The sequence below is a fragment of the Methylobacterium sp. CM6246 genome (assembly GCF_054818005.1).
The window spans coordinates 1,469,606-1,484,451 of record NZ_JBTXKY010000001.1 but is presented as its reverse complement, the minus strand read 5'-3'; the positions used below and the strand labels follow the sequence as shown (position 1 = coordinate 1,484,451).

General features: G+C 70.6%; 11 protein-coding genes. 3 read left to right on the top strand and 8 right to left on the bottom strand.

The window, feature by feature from the left end; translation table 11 throughout:
• Positions 1-338 precede the first annotated feature (338 nt).
• Positions 339-1,331, bottom strand: a complete 993-nt coding sequence (locus ACYQPG_RS07435; RefSeq protein WP_461230646.1) for a zinc-dependent alcohol dehydrogenase family protein — start codon at positions 1,329-1,331, stop codon at positions 339-341.
• 35 nt (positions 1,332-1,366) lie between these two features.
• Positions 1,367-2,113: an NADPH-dependent F420 reductase gene (locus ACYQPG_RS07430; RefSeq protein ID WP_147906302.1), complete on the bottom strand. Its 747-nt coding sequence runs from the start codon at positions 2,111-2,113 to the stop codon at positions 1,367-1,369.
• A gap of 105 nt (positions 2,114-2,218) precedes the next feature.
• Here ACYQPG_RS07430 and ACYQPG_RS07425 point away from each other — a divergent pair, with 105 nt between their 5' ends.
• The 3 genes from ACYQPG_RS07425 to gmk all read left to right on the top strand — a co-directional run bounded on the left by ACYQPG_RS07425 (position 2,219) and on the right by gmk (position 4,681).
• Positions 2,219-2,605 carry a winged helix-turn-helix transcriptional regulator gene (locus tag ACYQPG_RS07425; protein ID WP_419829082.1) on the top strand — a complete coding sequence of 129 codons (387 nt, stop codon included), beginning with the start codon at positions 2,219-2,221 and terminating at the stop codon, positions 2,603-2,605.
• Positions 2,606-3,101: 496 nt separating this feature from the next.
• Complete coding sequence (locus ACYQPG_RS07420) at positions 3,102-3,965, top strand: YicC/YloC family endoribonuclease (protein WP_147939068.1); 864 nt, start codon at positions 3,102-3,104, stop codon at positions 3,963-3,965.
• A 50-nt stretch (positions 3,966-4,015) separates the two neighbouring features.
• Positions 4,016-4,681: a guanylate kinase gene (gmk, locus tag ACYQPG_RS07415; RefSeq protein WP_461230645.1), complete on the top strand. Its 666-nt coding sequence runs from the start codon at positions 4,016-4,018 to the stop codon at positions 4,679-4,681.
• Between the two features lie 28 nt (positions 4,682-4,709).
• Here the strand turns inward: gmk and ACYQPG_RS07410 are convergent, their stop codons facing one another.
• The 6 genes from ACYQPG_RS07410 to ACYQPG_RS07385 form a co-directional block, all read right to left on the bottom strand.
• Positions 4,710-7,325 carry a histidine kinase dimerization/phosphoacceptor domain -containing protein gene (locus ACYQPG_RS07410; RefSeq protein WP_461230644.1) on the bottom strand — a complete coding sequence of 872 codons (2,616 nt, stop codon included), beginning with the start codon at positions 7,323-7,325 and terminating at the stop codon, positions 4,710-4,712.
• 109 nt (positions 7,326-7,434) lie between these two features.
• Positions 7,435-8,829 (bottom strand): dihydrolipoyl dehydrogenase, encoded by a 1,395-nt coding sequence (locus ACYQPG_RS07405; RefSeq protein ID WP_461230643.1) that lies wholly within the window; start codon positions 8,827-8,829, stop codon positions 7,435-7,437.
• A 555-nt stretch (positions 8,830-9,384) separates the two neighbouring features.
• Positions 9,385-10,416, bottom strand: a complete 1,032-nt coding sequence (gene truB / locus ACYQPG_RS07400) for a tRNA pseudouridine(55) synthase TruB (protein WP_147910547.1) — start codon at positions 10,414-10,416, stop codon at positions 9,385-9,387.
• A gap of 54 nt (positions 10,417-10,470) precedes the next feature.
• Positions 10,471-10,914, bottom strand: coding sequence for a 30S ribosome-binding factor RbfA (gene rbfA / locus ACYQPG_RS07395; protein WP_147910546.1), 444 nt, complete (start codon positions 10,912-10,914; stop codon positions 10,471-10,473).
• A gap of 148 nt (positions 10,915-11,062) precedes the next feature.
• Positions 11,063-14,011 (bottom strand): translation initiation factor IF-2, encoded by a 2,949-nt coding sequence (gene infB / locus ACYQPG_RS07390; RefSeq protein WP_461230642.1) that lies wholly within the window; start codon positions 14,009-14,011, stop codon positions 11,063-11,065.
• Positions 14,012-14,090: 79 nt separating this feature from the next.
• Complete coding sequence (locus ACYQPG_RS07385; RefSeq protein WP_461230641.1) at positions 14,091-14,825, bottom strand: RNA-binding protein; 735 nt, start codon at positions 14,823-14,825, stop codon at positions 14,091-14,093.
• Positions 14,826-14,846 lie beyond the last annotated feature (21 nt).

Below are 14,846 nucleotides of genomic sequence, written 5' to 3'. Positions count from 1 at the left end.
GCTCTCCGTCATGGCGCGTGCAGCGAGCCTGGCGGTGAGAATCCGACGGGTGGAACGCGTGCCGTGGGTCCGCTTCCGACCCTACGGACCTTCGGAATGTCCGCTTCGCAGCAGCATGGCGGAGGATGACCTCCGACTGGGTTGGGTGGATTTCCGCCGGTCCGGTTCCAGGCGGCGCAGGTATCGAAGCGGACATCGCTGTTCCGCCCGTTCTCGGCTCATTACAGAAGCCGGGAACGTACGCTGCCGGGCAGATCGTTCCGCAAGCAGACGGTGCGCCAGCGGAACGCTGTCAGGTGATGTCATGCCGGACCCTGGAGAGCCCAGCATCCTCACCATCAATCGAGCGTAAGGACGATCTTGCCGATCTGCTCGTTGGACTCAAGGAATTGGGTCGCTTCCCGGATCTGGTCGAACGGGAAGGTCCGCGACACCAGTGGATTGAGCTTGCCGCTTTCCAGTCCCTCGATGATGAATGCCTTCGCACGGGCAAGCGCCTCATCATCGCTGACGATCTCGGTGTAGAGGTATCCCTTCAGGGTCAGGCTCTTGCCGAGCACGGCGAACTGCGGGAATGGCCCCTCGTCCGGGCTGAGGGCGCCATACTCCAGGAGAATGCCGCCCACGGCCATGACTTCGGCAAACTGCGCGATGGCAGGGCCACCGATTGGATCGAACACGACGCGGGCCCCCTTGCCCCCGGTGATGTTCTTCACGCGCGCCGCCAGGTCGCCCTCGTCCGTGGCGATCACGTGATGCGCACCGGCATCGATCAGCGCCTGCGCCTTGGCGTTCGTGCGGGTGGTTGCGATCACCGTCGCCCCGACGCTGCGGGCGATCTGGAACGCAGCGATGCCGACGCTGCTCGACGCGGCCGACACGATGACGAAATCGTTGGCGGTGAGTTTGGCCTGGTCGATCAGAGCCCCCCAGGCGGTGACGTACTGCATCCAGGATGCGGCTGCCTTCTCGAACGAAAGGGCGGCCGGATGCTTCACGACGGAGCGGACGGGAATGTTGATGACCTCGCCATAGGTGGGCCAACGCGACATATCGAGCGTCGGGATGACGCTGACGGCGTCGCCCTTGGCGAACCCGGACACATCGCGGCCCGTCGCCTTGACCGTACCGGCTGCTTCGTAGCCGAGCTGCGAGGGGAAGTTCGCTTCCTGCAGGTAAGCGCCCTTGCGGAACATCACCTCCGCACGGTTGAGGCCGATTGCTCGAACCGCAATCTGCACTTCATCGGCGGCAGGCCCGGGAACCTCGATGTCCTCGATGCGCAGCACATCTGCGGAGCCGTATTCGTGAAAGCGGACAACGCGGGTCATCGGTCGTTTCCTTTCGTGAGTGCCGAGGTCAGGCGTCAAAGGCAGATCGTACGCGCGACGCGAACGCCGAACTCGGCGTCCGGATTGGTCTTGCCGTCGCCGACGCGCTCCTGCACCACCGCGACCACGAGGTCGCGCCGCTTGGGCAGGCGGGCCCTGTCGGCTGCCGCGAGTGCGCCCGGCATCTCCTCGCGCGTCAGATCCGTGCAGTAGCCCGGCGCACCGGGTTGTTGGCGCCACGACTCAGCGAGAGACCCCGCATCGAAGGCGTCGAAGCCGGTATCTTCAACCAAACGCATGCCCACGCGACGATCCTCCTCGCGATCGGCCGCAATCGGAATGGCGATGCGTCCCGGCTTACCGGATGGTGAACCCTTCTCGGCCAGCGAGCCCGAACCGATGGCGTTCCAGGCCTTGACGATGGGCCGGCCCAGTTGCTCGGAGACCCACAGGCTCTCGACCTGACCGGCCTCGATGGCGTCGATTGTCCCGTCGCGCATCGGGTAGTAGTTCGAGGTGTCGATGACGATGGTCTTCTCGGAGATCGCCCGGATCAGAGGGGCGATCTTCTGAATGCCGGTCGGCGGGATGGAGAGGATGACGACGTCGACATTCGAGGCCGCATCCTGTGCCGTGACGGCGCGGGCGCCCCACGACAGCACGTCGGCCCCGATGGTTTCAGGACCGCGAGAGTTGGCAACCTTCACATCGTGACCGGCCGCGCTGAGCTTCGTGGCCAGGGACTTGCCGATGTGCCCGGTGCCGATGATGCCGATTTTCATGCCCTGTTCCCCAACCCCGTCAGTTGCGATGCAGCGGGAAATATGGGTAGCTAGAAGTATCAGCAAGAACCTACCAAAAGGTGGGTAGCTTACCTGGAGGTAAGTATGGGTCAGGGGCGCGATTGGTTCTGCGAAGACCCAAAGCAGCAGCTCGTTTGGGCGGCGGCGACCAGCGAGACCCTTCGGGTGCTGGAGGGCAAGTGGAAGATCGTCATCATCGTCCAGCTCTTCGCCGCGAAGGTGCCGCTACGGTTCTCGGAGCTGGAGAAGCGGATCGAGGGCGTGAACCAGAAGATGCTGATCCAGCAGCTCAAGGAGTTGGAGAAGGACGGCATCGTCACCCGGACGGTCTACCCCCAGGTGCCGCCGAAGGTTGAGTATGCGCTCAGCGAGATGGGCGTCGCGCTCGGGCCATCCATCGAGGCACTGATCGACTGGGCCTTCGCCCGCCGGGAGGCCATGGGTGGCGAATCCGTAGACGTCGCCGGATGATGCATTTGGTTCGAGGGCGGAATGTCCGCTTCAGGACGAAGGGCCAGGGTCCTACCTCCACCCCGAGCCGAATTTGCCGGACGGTCGACGGATGACCGCCTACGGGATGCCTCCATGGTAAGCCGGGCGAGCAGGTTGGGTTGGGGCAGGAACGTCCGCTCCAGGGGGAAGGGTCAGGGTCCGCCTGCCAGCCTTCCCGGACTGTTCGGCTGAGGACCACCCGACCGGCGTCATCACGTGGGCTGCGGGATCCCGGGCCGTCACGGATCGCCGGGTCGCGGCGCTGCGTGCACGAGGGCGCCGCGGCAAGGACGTCGCAGCAAGGACCCCGCAGCAAGGACGCCGCGGATCAGCAGCCCCGAAACCTCGGGGCCGTCCGAAATGAACCCCGATCCGGCATCCCCCCTGCCCGTCCGCCCCTTCCCCCCGAAGCGATCCGTGCTACAGGCCCCGATCTTCTTGAGGACGGGGGGTCGGCTTGGCCCAGATCGCGAGCATGACCGGGTTCGCCCGGGCGGCGGGCACCACCGGGGCGGTGCAATGGGCCTGGGAGGTCCGCAGCGTCAACGGGCGCGGGCTCGACGTGCGCGTCCGGGTGCCAGCCGGCTATGACGGGCTCGGCGAGACCGCGCGCGCGGCCCTGCAGAAGACCCTGTCCCGGGGGCAGTGCCAGCTTACCCTGACGCTGACCAAGCCGGACACGACGGCCCGCGTGCGGATCAACGAAGCCCTGTTGGCGAGCCTCGCGCAGGCGGTCGCCCGGGTGCCGCGGCCCGATGGCGTGGCGCCCGCGACCCTGGACGGGCTGCTCGGCGTGCGCGGGGTGATCGAGAGCGACGACGAGGCGGCATCGCCGGAGACGGAGGCGGTCGCCCGGGACCTCGCCGAGGGCGTGGTCCAGGTGGTCGCCGACCTGGTCGAGGCTCGCCGGGCCGAAGGGCGCCAGCTCGCCGACATCGTCACCGCGCAGGTCGACCGGATCGCGGCGCTGACCCAGGCCGCCGAGGACAACCCGGCGCGCAAGCCCGAGGCGGTGCGGGCCCGGCTGGCGGCCTCCATCGCGGCTCTGGGCGGGGCCGGCCTCGATCCCGACCGCCTGCACCAGGAGGCGATGCTGCTCGCCGGCAAGGCGGATGTGCGCGAGGAGCTGGACCGGCTGCACGCCCACGTGGCCAGCGCCCGGGAGCTGCTCGCGGCGGGCGGCGCGATCGGCCGGCGGCTGGATTTCCTGGCCCAGGAGTTCGGCCGCGAGGCCAATACCCTGGGCGCCAAGGCCAACGACATCAGCCTGTCGCGGATCGGCCTCGACCTCAAGGCCGTGGTCGAGCAGTTCCGCGAGCAGGTGCAGAACATCGAATGAGTTTTCGGGACCTGAGGGATGCGGATGGATATCGCGACGGAGCCACGCGGATGAGCGGACCGGCCAACAACGTCTCCGACACGATCGCGCGGCGGGGCTTGATCCTGATCCTGTCGTCGCCCTCCGGGGCGGGCAAGACCACGCTGACGCGGGCGGTCGCGCAGGACCCGGCCTGGGCGCTCGACCTGTCGATCTCGGTCACCACCCGGTCGCGCCGCCCCTCCGAGATCGACGGGCGGCACTACCACTTCATCGACCGGGAGGCGTTCGAGGACCTGCGCAGCCGGGACGACCTGCTCGAATGGGCCGAGGTCCACGGCAACTATTACGGCACGCCCCGCCGGCCGGTGGAGAAGGTCCTGGGTTCGGGCCAGGACATGATCTTCGACATCGACTACCAGGGCACCCGCCAGGTCCGGGCCAAGCTGGCCCAGGACGTCGTGACGGTGTTCATCCTGCCGCCAAGCATGGCCGAGCTGCGCCAGCGCCTGGAGCGCCGCGCCGAGGATTCGGCCGAGACGATCGAGAAGCGCCTGGCCAACGCCCGGACCGAGATCCAGCGCTGGAGCGAGTACGACTACGTCATCGTCAACGAGGACCTGCAGGACGCCTTCCGGGCGCTCCAGGGCATCCTGTCCGCCGAGCGGTTGAAGCGGGCGCGCCGGACGGGTCTGGCGCAGTTCGTGGACGGGCTGCTGGCGGAGGCGGACGCCTGAGGGATCGCGATGGCGGTGGCGATACCGCTCACGCCGTGATCGTGAAGCACGCGCCCGGGTTGTTGGCCACGTCGAGCCGGGCGTTGATCTGGTCGAGCATCGCCCGGATCAGCTTCATCCCGAGGCCCGTGCCCCTGCCGCGCACCTTGGCGTCGGCCCAGTCGTCGGGCAGGCCGGAGCCGTCGTCGCAGACCCGGAGCTGGACCTCGCCGGGGCCGGAGGCCGAGACGCTGACCTCGACGCGGCCGCCGCCGGCGGGGTTGGCGGCGTACTTGAAGGCGTTGGTGACGAGTTCGGTGGCGATCAGCGAGAGCGCCACCGCCTTGCGGTAGGGCACCATCAGGCCGGGCTCGGCCGAGAGGTCCACGGCGTGGCCCTCGCCGGCCAGCCCCGCCAAATCGTTGCACAGGTTCTCGATGGTCTGACCGAGATCGACCTCGTCGAAGCGCTCGGCCTGGTACAGGCTGTCGTGCACGCGGGCGACGCTCATCACCCGGGCGGAGGTGTCCGCGAAGGCCTGGCGGGCGTCGGGGTCGGCGATCTGCCGGCGCTGCATCTGCAGGAAGGCCGAGACGATCTGCAGGGAGTTCTTCACCCGGTGGTCGATCTCCCGGGTCAGCAGGTCCTTCTGCTCGAGCAGGCGCTCCTTCTCGGCGAGCAGGCTGGTCAGCTCGTCGATCTTGCGGCGTTGGCGCAGCACCACGCCCTCGACCGCCTCGGCGAGCGAGCGGGAGAGATGGACCTGCCACGCGGCCCAGGCCGTGGCGTAGCCGGTGCGCTCCTCGACCCAGCGCTCGAACGAGCGACGCGGCAGGAGGGCCACCGGACCGCTGCCGGCGAGCACCGGTTTGCGCGGGTCGCCGCCCCAGGTCACCGTGCTGGGCACCTCAGGCCGGAACCAGATCAGCAGGGTCTCGCGCGACTCGTCCACGAAGGCGGCGAGCACGCCGCTGGCGATCTCCCGGTACGGGGCCGCCTCCAGGTATTCCGCGGTGAAGCTGCTGCTGCTGTAGTCGGTTTCGCCCGGTTGCAGCCCGGTCCGCAGCCAGCGGGCGATCCGGGCGACCACCGCGGGGGGCGGCGCCTGCCCGATGAGGGTGACCCGCTCGCCCGCCACGATGCCGGCGCCGGTGGCGCTGAACAGGTCGAGCAGGGTCGTGGTGCCGCCGGTGAGCGCGGCCACGAAGTCGTCGGACCGGGTCAGGCCGCGGACCAGGCGGCCCTCGACGTCGAGATGGGTCTGCCGCTCCTCCCAGAGCCGGCGCGACTCGATCTCCTGCACCCGCATGGCGAAGGCGTCGGTGAGCACGGTAGCGGCCGAGCGCGTCTCGGGCGTGACATAGTGCGGGCGGCGGTGATGGCCGATCATCAGGCCCCAGAGCCGGCCCTCGACCATGATCGAGATCGACATGGAGCCGTTCACGCCCAGGTTGCGCTGGTACTCCAGGTGGATCGGCGACAGCGTGCGGTGCTGCGCGAAGGTCAGGTCGATCGGGCCGTTGCCGGCGCCGGGGGCCGCGACCAGGCCGACCGGCACGCTGTCCCGGTCGATCACGAAACGGTTCTTGGCCCGGGTGTAGAGGGCGCGGGCCTGCGCGGGGATGTCGGAAGCCGGGAAGCGCAGGCCGAGCAGGCTGCGTGACCAGTTCGGAACCTTGTCCTCGGCCACCGCCTCGCCGTTCCAGTCCGCGTCGAACCGGTAGACCAGCACGGCCTCGAAGCCGGTGAACGCCCGGATCTCCAGGGCGGCGATGCGGGCGGCCTCGGCCAGGGTGTCGGCCTCGCGCAGGCGCCCGACCGCGAGCTCGGTGTCGACCTGGCTGGCGGTGGGGAAGTCGTCGGCGGATTCGGGCTCGAGCTCCAGCTCGACGATCACCCGGCCGGCATGGGCGTGGGCGACCACGTAATAGGGTGCGGCGCGGCCGGTCAGGGTCAGCCGGCGGCGGACGGACAGGCCGTCCGACAGGGTGCCGGCCGAAAGCCGCGCGCGGACCGCCGCGACGAAGTCCCGGGGCAGCACCTCCTCCAGGGGACGGCCGGCGAGCGGCGGATCCACGGGATCCACGATCTCGTCGACATTGGCCGAGTAGGCCAGGACCTGGAGGGTCCCGGCGTCGGCCGCGATCATGACCGCGTTGGGCTGGATCGAGCCCGGGATGTGGATCGGCTCGCGCTCGCAGTGGCTGGCATCCACCGGCTCGGCCCGGGCCCGCCGGCCGATCGCCGCCATGACGGCCTCACGGGACAGGCCGGCGCCGAGGCTCTCCAGCGGATCGATGGTCAGCCACGTGACCGGCCCGGCCTCCGCGGCCTTGCCGTGGCGCATGTGGACCCGCGCGCGCAGGGGCTGGGGCAGCCGGCCGAACACGTAGTCGAAGCTCTCGTCCAGGGCGCCCCTGCGGGTTCCGGAGAGGAAGCGGCCGCGGAAACTCGGCACGTTCGTGCCCGGCATCACCTCGCGGAAATAGTTGCGGCCCAGAACTGATTCGCGCGAGAGGCCCGAGAGGGTGCTCGCGCCCTCGCTGAAGACCACGACCGTGCCGTCCGCGTCGAGGCCGATCACGCCCTCGTCGAGGCGGTCCAGCGCGTCGGACGCGAGCGTATCCAGGTCGGGGCCGCCTTGGGGGGCCTGTTTCGGCGGCATCAGGAAAGCACCCCGCTCATCCGGTCTGATATGACCGGGGGCGCAGTGAAGTGCAATGCTTCCTCAGACACCAAGATGAAACCGGAATCACGATGCCGTTGAACGCAGACTAAGACCGGCAGATCGTGTGTGTGATTTCAGACAATGCCGTCGAAAATCCCTCCTCAACTGTAGGGTGGTATATGGGCTGGTTCAGGACAGTTGCGGCGGTCTTTCCGTCCGCGATCGCGTGGGTCAGCAGATGCGCCAGATGCTCGACCGCGGGTCCGATCATTTCGCTCCCCAGGAGCGTACCGTCCCGGTCGGCCCAGATCCGCAGGCCGCCGCGATTCGCGCCGTCGACCCGGGCGCGGCCCTGGTCGGCGAACTCGACGGTGCCGGTCACGCGGCCGGGGGCGTCGGCCTCGTAGGGCGCGCCGACCACCGCGACCTGCGGATCGGTGAACACCATGGCGAGGCTGGTCCAGGGTTCCGGCTTCGCCACGGCGCAGGACGCAGCCAGCGCCGCCGCGTTGGCGCCGGCGATCCCGCCCTGGCGGCTGGCCTCGTGCAGCACAGGCCGCCAGCCATCGGCGTCACCGGCGATCAGGATCGGGGCGCCCGCACAAACGAGACTGCGCCGGTCGAAATCCGGCACGCCGTCGTCGCCGAGGCGCAGGCCTGCGGCGTCCAGCCCGAGTCCGTCGAGGTTCGGCGCGCGGCCGGTGGCGGCGAGCACCCGCTCGGCCCGCGTCACCTGCGCGTGCCCGTGCCGGTCTGTCCAGGCGAGGCGCACGCCGTCGCCGTCGCGCGTCGCCGATTCGAGCGTCGCGCCGAGATGCAGGTCCAGCTCCGCCCCGAAGATCGCGGCGGCCTGTCGGGCGAGGTCCGGCTGGGACAGCCCGGCGACCGTGTCGCCCGTATCGAGCACCGTGACCCGGACGCCGAGGCGCGTCATCGCCTGGGCGATCTCGATCCCCACCGCGCCGGCGCCGAGCACGGCGAGAGAGCCCGGGAGATCGGGGATCTCGAACAGGGTGTCGGTGGTGAGAAGCCGGTCGCCGAGCCCGTGGAGCGGCTTCGGGATGTTCGGGCTCGATCCCGTGGCGATCACGGCGGCCTTGAAGGCGATGCGCGTGTGGGCATCGACCGTCAGGCTGCGGCCATCCTCAAACCGGGCGGTGCCGGCGATGCGCGCGCTCTCGGGCAGCCCGTCGAGACCGTCGAGAACACTGTCGACGAACCGGTCCCGCTCGGCACGGACGCGTTCGAGCACCGCGCGCCCATCCACCGCGACGCCGGACACCCGGATGCCGAACGGATCGGCGCTCCGGGCCGCGTGGGCGGCCTTGGCTGCCGCGATCAGCAGCTTCGAGGGCATGCAGCCGACCCGGGCGCAGGTCGTCCCCCCCGGGCCGCGCTCGATCAGCACGGCGCTGGCCCCGGCGTCGGTGGCGGCCCGATAGGCGGCGATGCCGGCGGTCCCGGCCCCGATCACCGCCACATCGCACGCGTGTTCGTTCATCGTATTCCCAGGCCGGTTGCCGGGGCCAAAGTCCGCCCGCCCCGGTTCGTTCCGCCTGCGCGGACGCGCCTCAGGTGTAGGGCTGGCGGGTTTGGACGGGATGGGTGCGAAGGAGATCCGGCTGGGATGCGGCCGGCAACCGCCGCCCCCCCCTTGTTTCCGAATGCGCCGCAGGTCGCCGCCCCCGCGCGGATGACGACGGTCACACGCCGTCGTCCGCGCGGGGGCACGAGGCGCTCTCCTACCCTTGTGACACCGGGTCGGACAGGTTGGAATTTTGATCGCTGTTCAGGGCGGAAGGCTCAGTCTTTTCCGCCTTGAGGCTCCGTCGAAAAAGCCACCCGCCGTCATCCCGGGCTCGCCTGCGGCGCCCCGGGATGACGGCGCGGGTCCCCTCTTCGGTACGGGAGAGGGGGTTCGTCGCGCCCTGTGAGCGCCGATGCGTGAACATCCAAACCACGAGGGGGAGGAGAAACGCGTTGTGTTCGAAAGACTTGCGCTGAAAAACCCGAACCGTCGATCCGGCAGCCCACGTCGGTGAAGGTAGGACGGCCGTTACCCGGCGTTGCGCCCCGGCGCCGTGCCGCCGAGGTGGAACACCCGGTGCGGCACCAGTTCGCCGCGCTCGACGTCGCCCACCGCGACCAGGATGCCGCCGCAGGTCGCGAAGGCCTTGCCCTCCACGGGGGCGTCGCGGCCGCGCAGGATGACAGACTGGCCGCGCATCAGGCGCAGGCCCAGGTCGCGCGAGACCGTCACCTCGGGGATCGCGTCCAGCGCGGTCTCGACCGGCCGGAGATGCGCGAGTGCGGCTTCCGGGCCGCCCTCGGTCAAGCCGGCGGCGGAGCACGATTCGGCTTCCGAGAACGGCCCGACGCGGGTGCGGCGCAGGGCCGAGACATGGCCGTAGCAGCCGAGCATACGGCCGAGGTCGCGGGCCAGGGCACGGACATAGGTGCCCTTGCCGCACTCGGCCTCGATCACGGTGCGCTCGCCGTCATGCTCCACCACCGCGAGGCGGTCGATCTGCACCGGCCGGGCCACCAGTTCCACGATCTCGCCCTCGCGGGCCAGGTCGTAGGCGCGCTCGCCCTGGATCTTGATCGCGGAATAGCGCGGCGGGACCTGCTCGATCGCCCCCACGAAGGTCGGCAAGGCCGCCTCCACGGCGGCGCGCTCCGGGCGGGCCTCGCTGGTCGCCACGGCCCGGCCCTCGGCGTCATCGGTGTCGGTCTCGACACCCCACTGCACGGTGAACCGGTAGGCCTTGCGACCGTCCATGACGAACGGGACGGTCTTGGTCGCTTCACCGAGGGCGATCGGCAGGATGCCCGACGCCAGCGGATCGAGGGTCCCGGCATGGCCGGCCTTCTTGGCGTTGAAGGCGCGCTTCACCACCGCGACGGCGTGGGTCGAGGTCATGCCGACGGGCTTGTCGAGGATGACCCAGCCCGACACGTCCCGGCGCTTGGGCCGGTCGGGACGCGGCCCGCGCTGCGGGCGGCGCTCCTCCGGGCCCCGGCGCTCGGCGCCGGGACCGGGTACCGCGCGCTCGGCCGGCGGATGATCTTCGATGGAAACGGTCATAGCCTCGTGTCCCCCGGGGTCGTTGCCCCGTTCCTGTCCGTGTGCCGTCGGGGATCAATGCCCCCGACCGGTCTCCGGTTCGTCGTCCTCATGCCCGTCGCCGTCCCGCTCCGGGACGAGGTCGCGCTGCACCCGCTCGTCGCGGAGCAGCTTGTCGATGCGTGCCGCCTCGTCGAAGGTCTCGTCGCGGAGGAAGCGCAGCTCGGGCGCGAATTTCAGGTTCACTCGGCGCGCCACCTCCTGGCGCAGCACCTTGCGGTGGCGGTCCAGGGCGGCGATCACCGGCGCCTCGTCGACACCGCCGAGCGGCATCACGTAGGCGGTGGCGAGCTTCAGGTCCGGAGACATCCGCACCTCCGGCACGGTCACGACATGCGTGTTGAGCACCGGATCCTGGATGTCGCCGCGCTGGAGCACCTCCGCGAGGGCGTGGCGCACGAGTTCGGCCACGCGCTGCTGGCGCTGCGAGGGGCCGCTGGAGGTTGGTTTCTGGGCCATTCTGTCTCGGGCCGGCGGCGCAGGGCGGCCGGTTCACGTCCAAGAGGGATCACGTCCAAGAGGGGCGCGGTGCGCGAAACGACGCGCGAAACGAAAAGACGGCCGCGGCTGACGCCGCGACCGCCCTGTCCGGATCGGGTCCGGGCTCTCAGAGCGTGCGGCGGATCTCTTCGACCCGGTAGCACTCGATCACATCGCCTGCGCGCATGTTCTCGAAGTTCTCGAAGGCCATGCCGCACTCCTGGCCGGAGGTGACTTCCTTCGCGTCGTCCTTGAACCGCTTCAGGGTCTTGAGCTTGCCCTCGTGGATCACGACGCTGTCGCGGATGAGGCGGACATGCGCGCCACGCTCCACGATGCCGTCCTGCACGCGGCAACCCGCGACCTTGCCGACCTTCGAGACCTCGAAGACCTCCTGGATGGTCGCCTCGCCGAGGCGCTCCTCCCGCAGGGTGGGCGGCAGCATCCCCGACAGCGTGGCTTTGATGTCGTCCACGAGGTCGTAGATGATGTTGTAGTAGCGGATATCGATCCCCGCCCGCTCGGCGGCCTCGCGGGCCTCCTTGAGGGCGCGCACGTTGAAGCCGATCACCACCGCCTTCGACGCCTGAGCCAGGGTGATGTCCGACTCGGTGATGCCGCCGACGCCCGACAGGAGGATGCGGGCCGCGACCTCGCCGTTGCCGAGCTTCTCGAGGGCGCCCGAGATCGCCTCGACCGAACCCTGCACGTCGCCCTTGATGACGACCGGCAGCTCCTTGCGGCCGGCGCCTTCCTTGAGGTCGCGCATCATGTCGACCAGCGAGCGGTTGGCACCGCCGGCGCGGGCATTCTGGCGCTCCCGCTTCTGGCGGGCGCGATACTCGGTGACCTCGCGGGCCCGGGCTTCGCTCGGCACCACGGTCACGCGGTCGCCGGCATCGGGGGTGCCGTTGAAGCCGAGGACCTCCACGGGCACCGACGGGCCGGCGTACTGCACGTTCTCGCCGAGGTCGTCGACCAGGGCGCGCACGCGGCCCCACTCGGCGCCGGCCACGACGATGTCGCCGGTGAACAGGGTGCCGCGCTGGACCAGCACGGTCGCCACCGGGCCGCGGCCGCGGTCGAGCTGGGCCTCGATGACCGTACCCTCGCCGTCGCGCTTCTCGTTGGCGCGCAGGTTCATGATCTCGGCCTGGATCTGGATGCCCTCCAGCAGCTCGGGCAGACCGTCGCCGGTCTTGGCCGAAACCTCGAACTCCAGGGTCTCGCCGCCCATCGACTCGACCTGGATGTCGTGCTGCAGCAGCTCCGTGCGGACCCGCTGGGGGTTCGCGTCCGGCTTGTCGATCTTGTTGACCGCGATGATCATCGGGACGCCCGCCGCCTTGGCGTGCTGGATCGCCTCGATGGTCTGCGGCATCACGCCGTCGTCGGCCGCCACCACGACCACCACGATGTCGGTGACCTTGGCGCCGCGGGCGCGCATCGACGTGAACGCCGCGTGGCCCGGGGTATCGATGAAGGTGATCATCTCGCCGGACGGCGAGGCGACCTGATAGGCGCCGATGTGCTGGGTGATGCCGCCGGCTTCGCCCTCCACCACGTTCGCCTTGCGGATCGCGTCGAGCAGCGAGGTCTTGCCGTGATCGACGTGGCCCATGATGGTGACCACCGGCGGACGGGGATCGAGATCCTCCTCCAGATCCGGCTCGTCGGAGGACAGGCCCTCTTCCACGTCGGACTCGGCGACGCGGCGCACGGTGTGGCCGAGCTCCTCGGCGATGAGCTGGGCGGTGTCCGAATCGATCACGTCGGTGATCTTGTGGATCTCGCCCTGCTTCATCAGCAGGCGGATCACGTCCACGGCCCGCTCCGACATGCGGTTGGCGAGTTCCTGGATGGTGATCGTCTCGGGGATCGTCACCTCGCGGGACAGCTTCTCCTTCTGCTCGACCTGCCCGCGGCCGCTCATGCGCTGCTGGCGGCGGCGGAACGAGGCCACCGAGCGGGTCCGCTCGTCCTCACCGGACGTCGCCGTCGCGATGGTGAGGCGGCCGCGGTTGCGGTCACCGCCCGGCGACTTCGGCGTCTTCGGGGGCGCGATGATCTTGAGCGGCATGCCGGGACGGCGGATGACCCGCTTGGTCTCGGACTCGTCCTCGTTGGTCTGGGCACCGCGGCCGGCGGGACGCGCTGCAGCGGTCGCACCGGCGGGGCGGGCGGCCGTGGTCGGCGTCGCGCTCTTCTCGGGCTCGGGCGCCGGGGCGGGCCGCGCCATGAAGTTGAGGTCGCGGGGCTTGCGCGAATCCGCCGTGATGGTCTTGCGCGGCTCGCCGGTGGCGGGACGGGCGGTCAGCGGCGGACGCGCCGCGGGGGCGGCCGGCGCCGAGGCGGCCGGACGCGCGGGGGCTGCCGCCGGACGGGCACCCTCGGGCTGACGGCCTGAAACGGTGGTCGGACGTGCCGGCATCGGACGCGTCGCCCCGGCCGGACGGGCGGGGGCGGCAGCCGGAGCGGCGGCCGTGGGCGCAGCAGCGGCGGCGGGGGCATCCGGCGCGGCGGCCGGAGCCTCGGCGGCGGCAGCGGCGTTCGCGGCGGCGGCGGCCTTGGCGGCCTCCTCGGCGGCGCGGGCGGCCTCGGCGGCGGCGGCCTTGCGGGCCTCCTCCTCACGACGGCGGGCCTCGGCCTCCTCGCGCTCGCGGCGGACCTGCTCCTCGGCTTCCTTGCGGCGCGCCTCGGCTTCGGCCTCGACCTTCTGGCGGGCTTCGGCCTCGCGGCGCTTCGCGTCGGCCAGGGCGGCGGCGCGGGCCGCGCTCTCCTGCTCGCTCAGCGTGCGCAGCACCACACCCGATGCCGAGCGCTGGGCCGGGCGCGGCGGCGGGGTGGTGGTGGCAGCAGGGGCCGGGCGCGGGGCGGGCGCAGGCTCACGGGCAGGGGCGGCCGGCGCCGCGCCGATGACGCCACGGCGCTTGACCGTCTCGACCACGACCTGCTTGGAGCGGCCATGGGAGAAGCTCTGCCGTACGGTACCCGCCTCGATCGGCCGCTTGAGGGAGAGCGGCTTCGGAGAAGTCCTGTTCAGAGTCTTGTCGCCCGGGTTGTTCGTGTCGCTCATTCAGCCTGAACCCTGAGGGTTTCCATCGTCCCGTGAACCGACGCCCGGTGGCGCCAGCCAAATTCGTCCTGGTGCGTCGTCAACGTGAGGCTTCGTCGATCCCGCCGATTCGGGCTGGACCGGGCTCCTCGGTCGCCGCGGCGGCGCCCTCGAAGGAGCGTAGCCGACGCCAACGCGACAGGCAGCCGGCAGCTCCGGCTCCTGCGACGAGCGCAGCGTGTATCACATGATCCCGACCTAAGGCCATGTCCAATTCATCTTCGGACAGGTCGTCGATGATCGGTATCCTTGACATGGCCTCGCCGTGCCGTCGGTACAAGGCCGCGGCGATCTTGCGCCGGCCGTCCGGACTGGCTTCCGCGGCGTGGATCAGCGCCACCGCGCCGGGCTGGCCGCCGATCGCCGCCTCGACCTTCGAGAAGCCCGCGACCACGCAGCCCGCCTTGTTGGCCATGGCGATCGCCTGCCGCAGATCCTCGCGCAGGCCTGTGACGATCCGGTCCGGGAGGTCGGGGCCGGCCTGGGCCGGTCCCTTGAACGCCCGCGCGAACAGGTTCTTGCGGACCGCCGTCGCGACGGCATCCCGCTTCGCGCTGATCCAGGCGCCGCGCCCGGGGAGCTTGGCCCGCAGGTCCGGCACCACGGCGCCATCCGGGCCGCGCACGAACCGGATCATCGCCTCGGGCGGCTGGACGACGCGCGTGACGATGCAGGTCCGCTGCGGCACGCGCCGGCCGGGGCCACTGTCGAGCCCCCCGGCTTCCAGCGCGTCCTGCGGCCCCTCGTCGGGCAGAGTCTCGCCGACCTCGGCCATGAGCGCGTCCGCCGCGGCCTC

What these genes read in the sequence shown, in the direction of transcription:
- ACYQPG_RS07425 (WP_419829082.1), top strand. Translation starts at nt 2,219, where the DNA reads ATGGGTCAGGGGCGCGATTGGTTCTGCGAAGACCCAAAGCAGCAGCTC.
- truB (WP_147910547.1), bottom strand. Translation starts at nt 10,416, where the DNA reads ATGACCGTTTCCATCGAAGATCATCCGCCGGCCGAGCGCGCGGTACCC.
- rbfA (WP_147910546.1), bottom strand. Translation starts at nt 10,914, where the DNA reads ATGGCCCAGAAACCAACCTCCAGCGGCCCCTCGCAGCGCCAGCAGCGC.
- ACYQPG_RS07420 (WP_147939068.1), top strand. Translation starts at nt 3,102, where the DNA reads ATGACCGGGTTCGCCCGGGCGGCGGGCACCACCGGGGCGGTGCAATGG.
- infB (WP_461230642.1), bottom strand. Translation starts at nt 14,011, where the DNA reads ATGAGCGACACGAACAACCCGGGCGACAAGACTCTGAACAGGACTTCT.
- ACYQPG_RS07430 (WP_147906302.1), bottom strand. Translation starts at nt 2,113, where the DNA reads ATGAAAATCGGCATCATCGGCACCGGGCACATCGGCAAGTCCCTGGCC.
- ACYQPG_RS07435 (WP_461230646.1), bottom strand. Translation starts at nt 1,331, where the DNA reads ATGACCCGCGTTGTCCGCTTTCACGAATACGGCTCCGCAGATGTGCTG.
- ACYQPG_RS07410 (WP_461230644.1), bottom strand. Translation starts at nt 7,325, where the DNA reads ATGCCGCCGAAACAGGCCCCCCAAGGCGGCCCCGACCTGGATACGCTC.
- gmk (WP_461230645.1), top strand. Translation starts at nt 4,016, where the DNA reads ATGAGCGGACCGGCCAACAACGTCTCCGACACGATCGCGCGGCGGGGC.
- ACYQPG_RS07385 (WP_461230641.1), bottom strand. Translation starts at nt 14,825, where the DNA reads ATGGCCGAGGTCGGCGAGACTCTGCCCGACGAGGGGCCGCAGGACGCG.
- ACYQPG_RS07405 (WP_461230643.1), bottom strand. Translation starts at nt 8,829, where the DNA reads ATGAACGAACACGCGTGCGATGTGGCGGTGATCGGGGCCGGGACCGCC.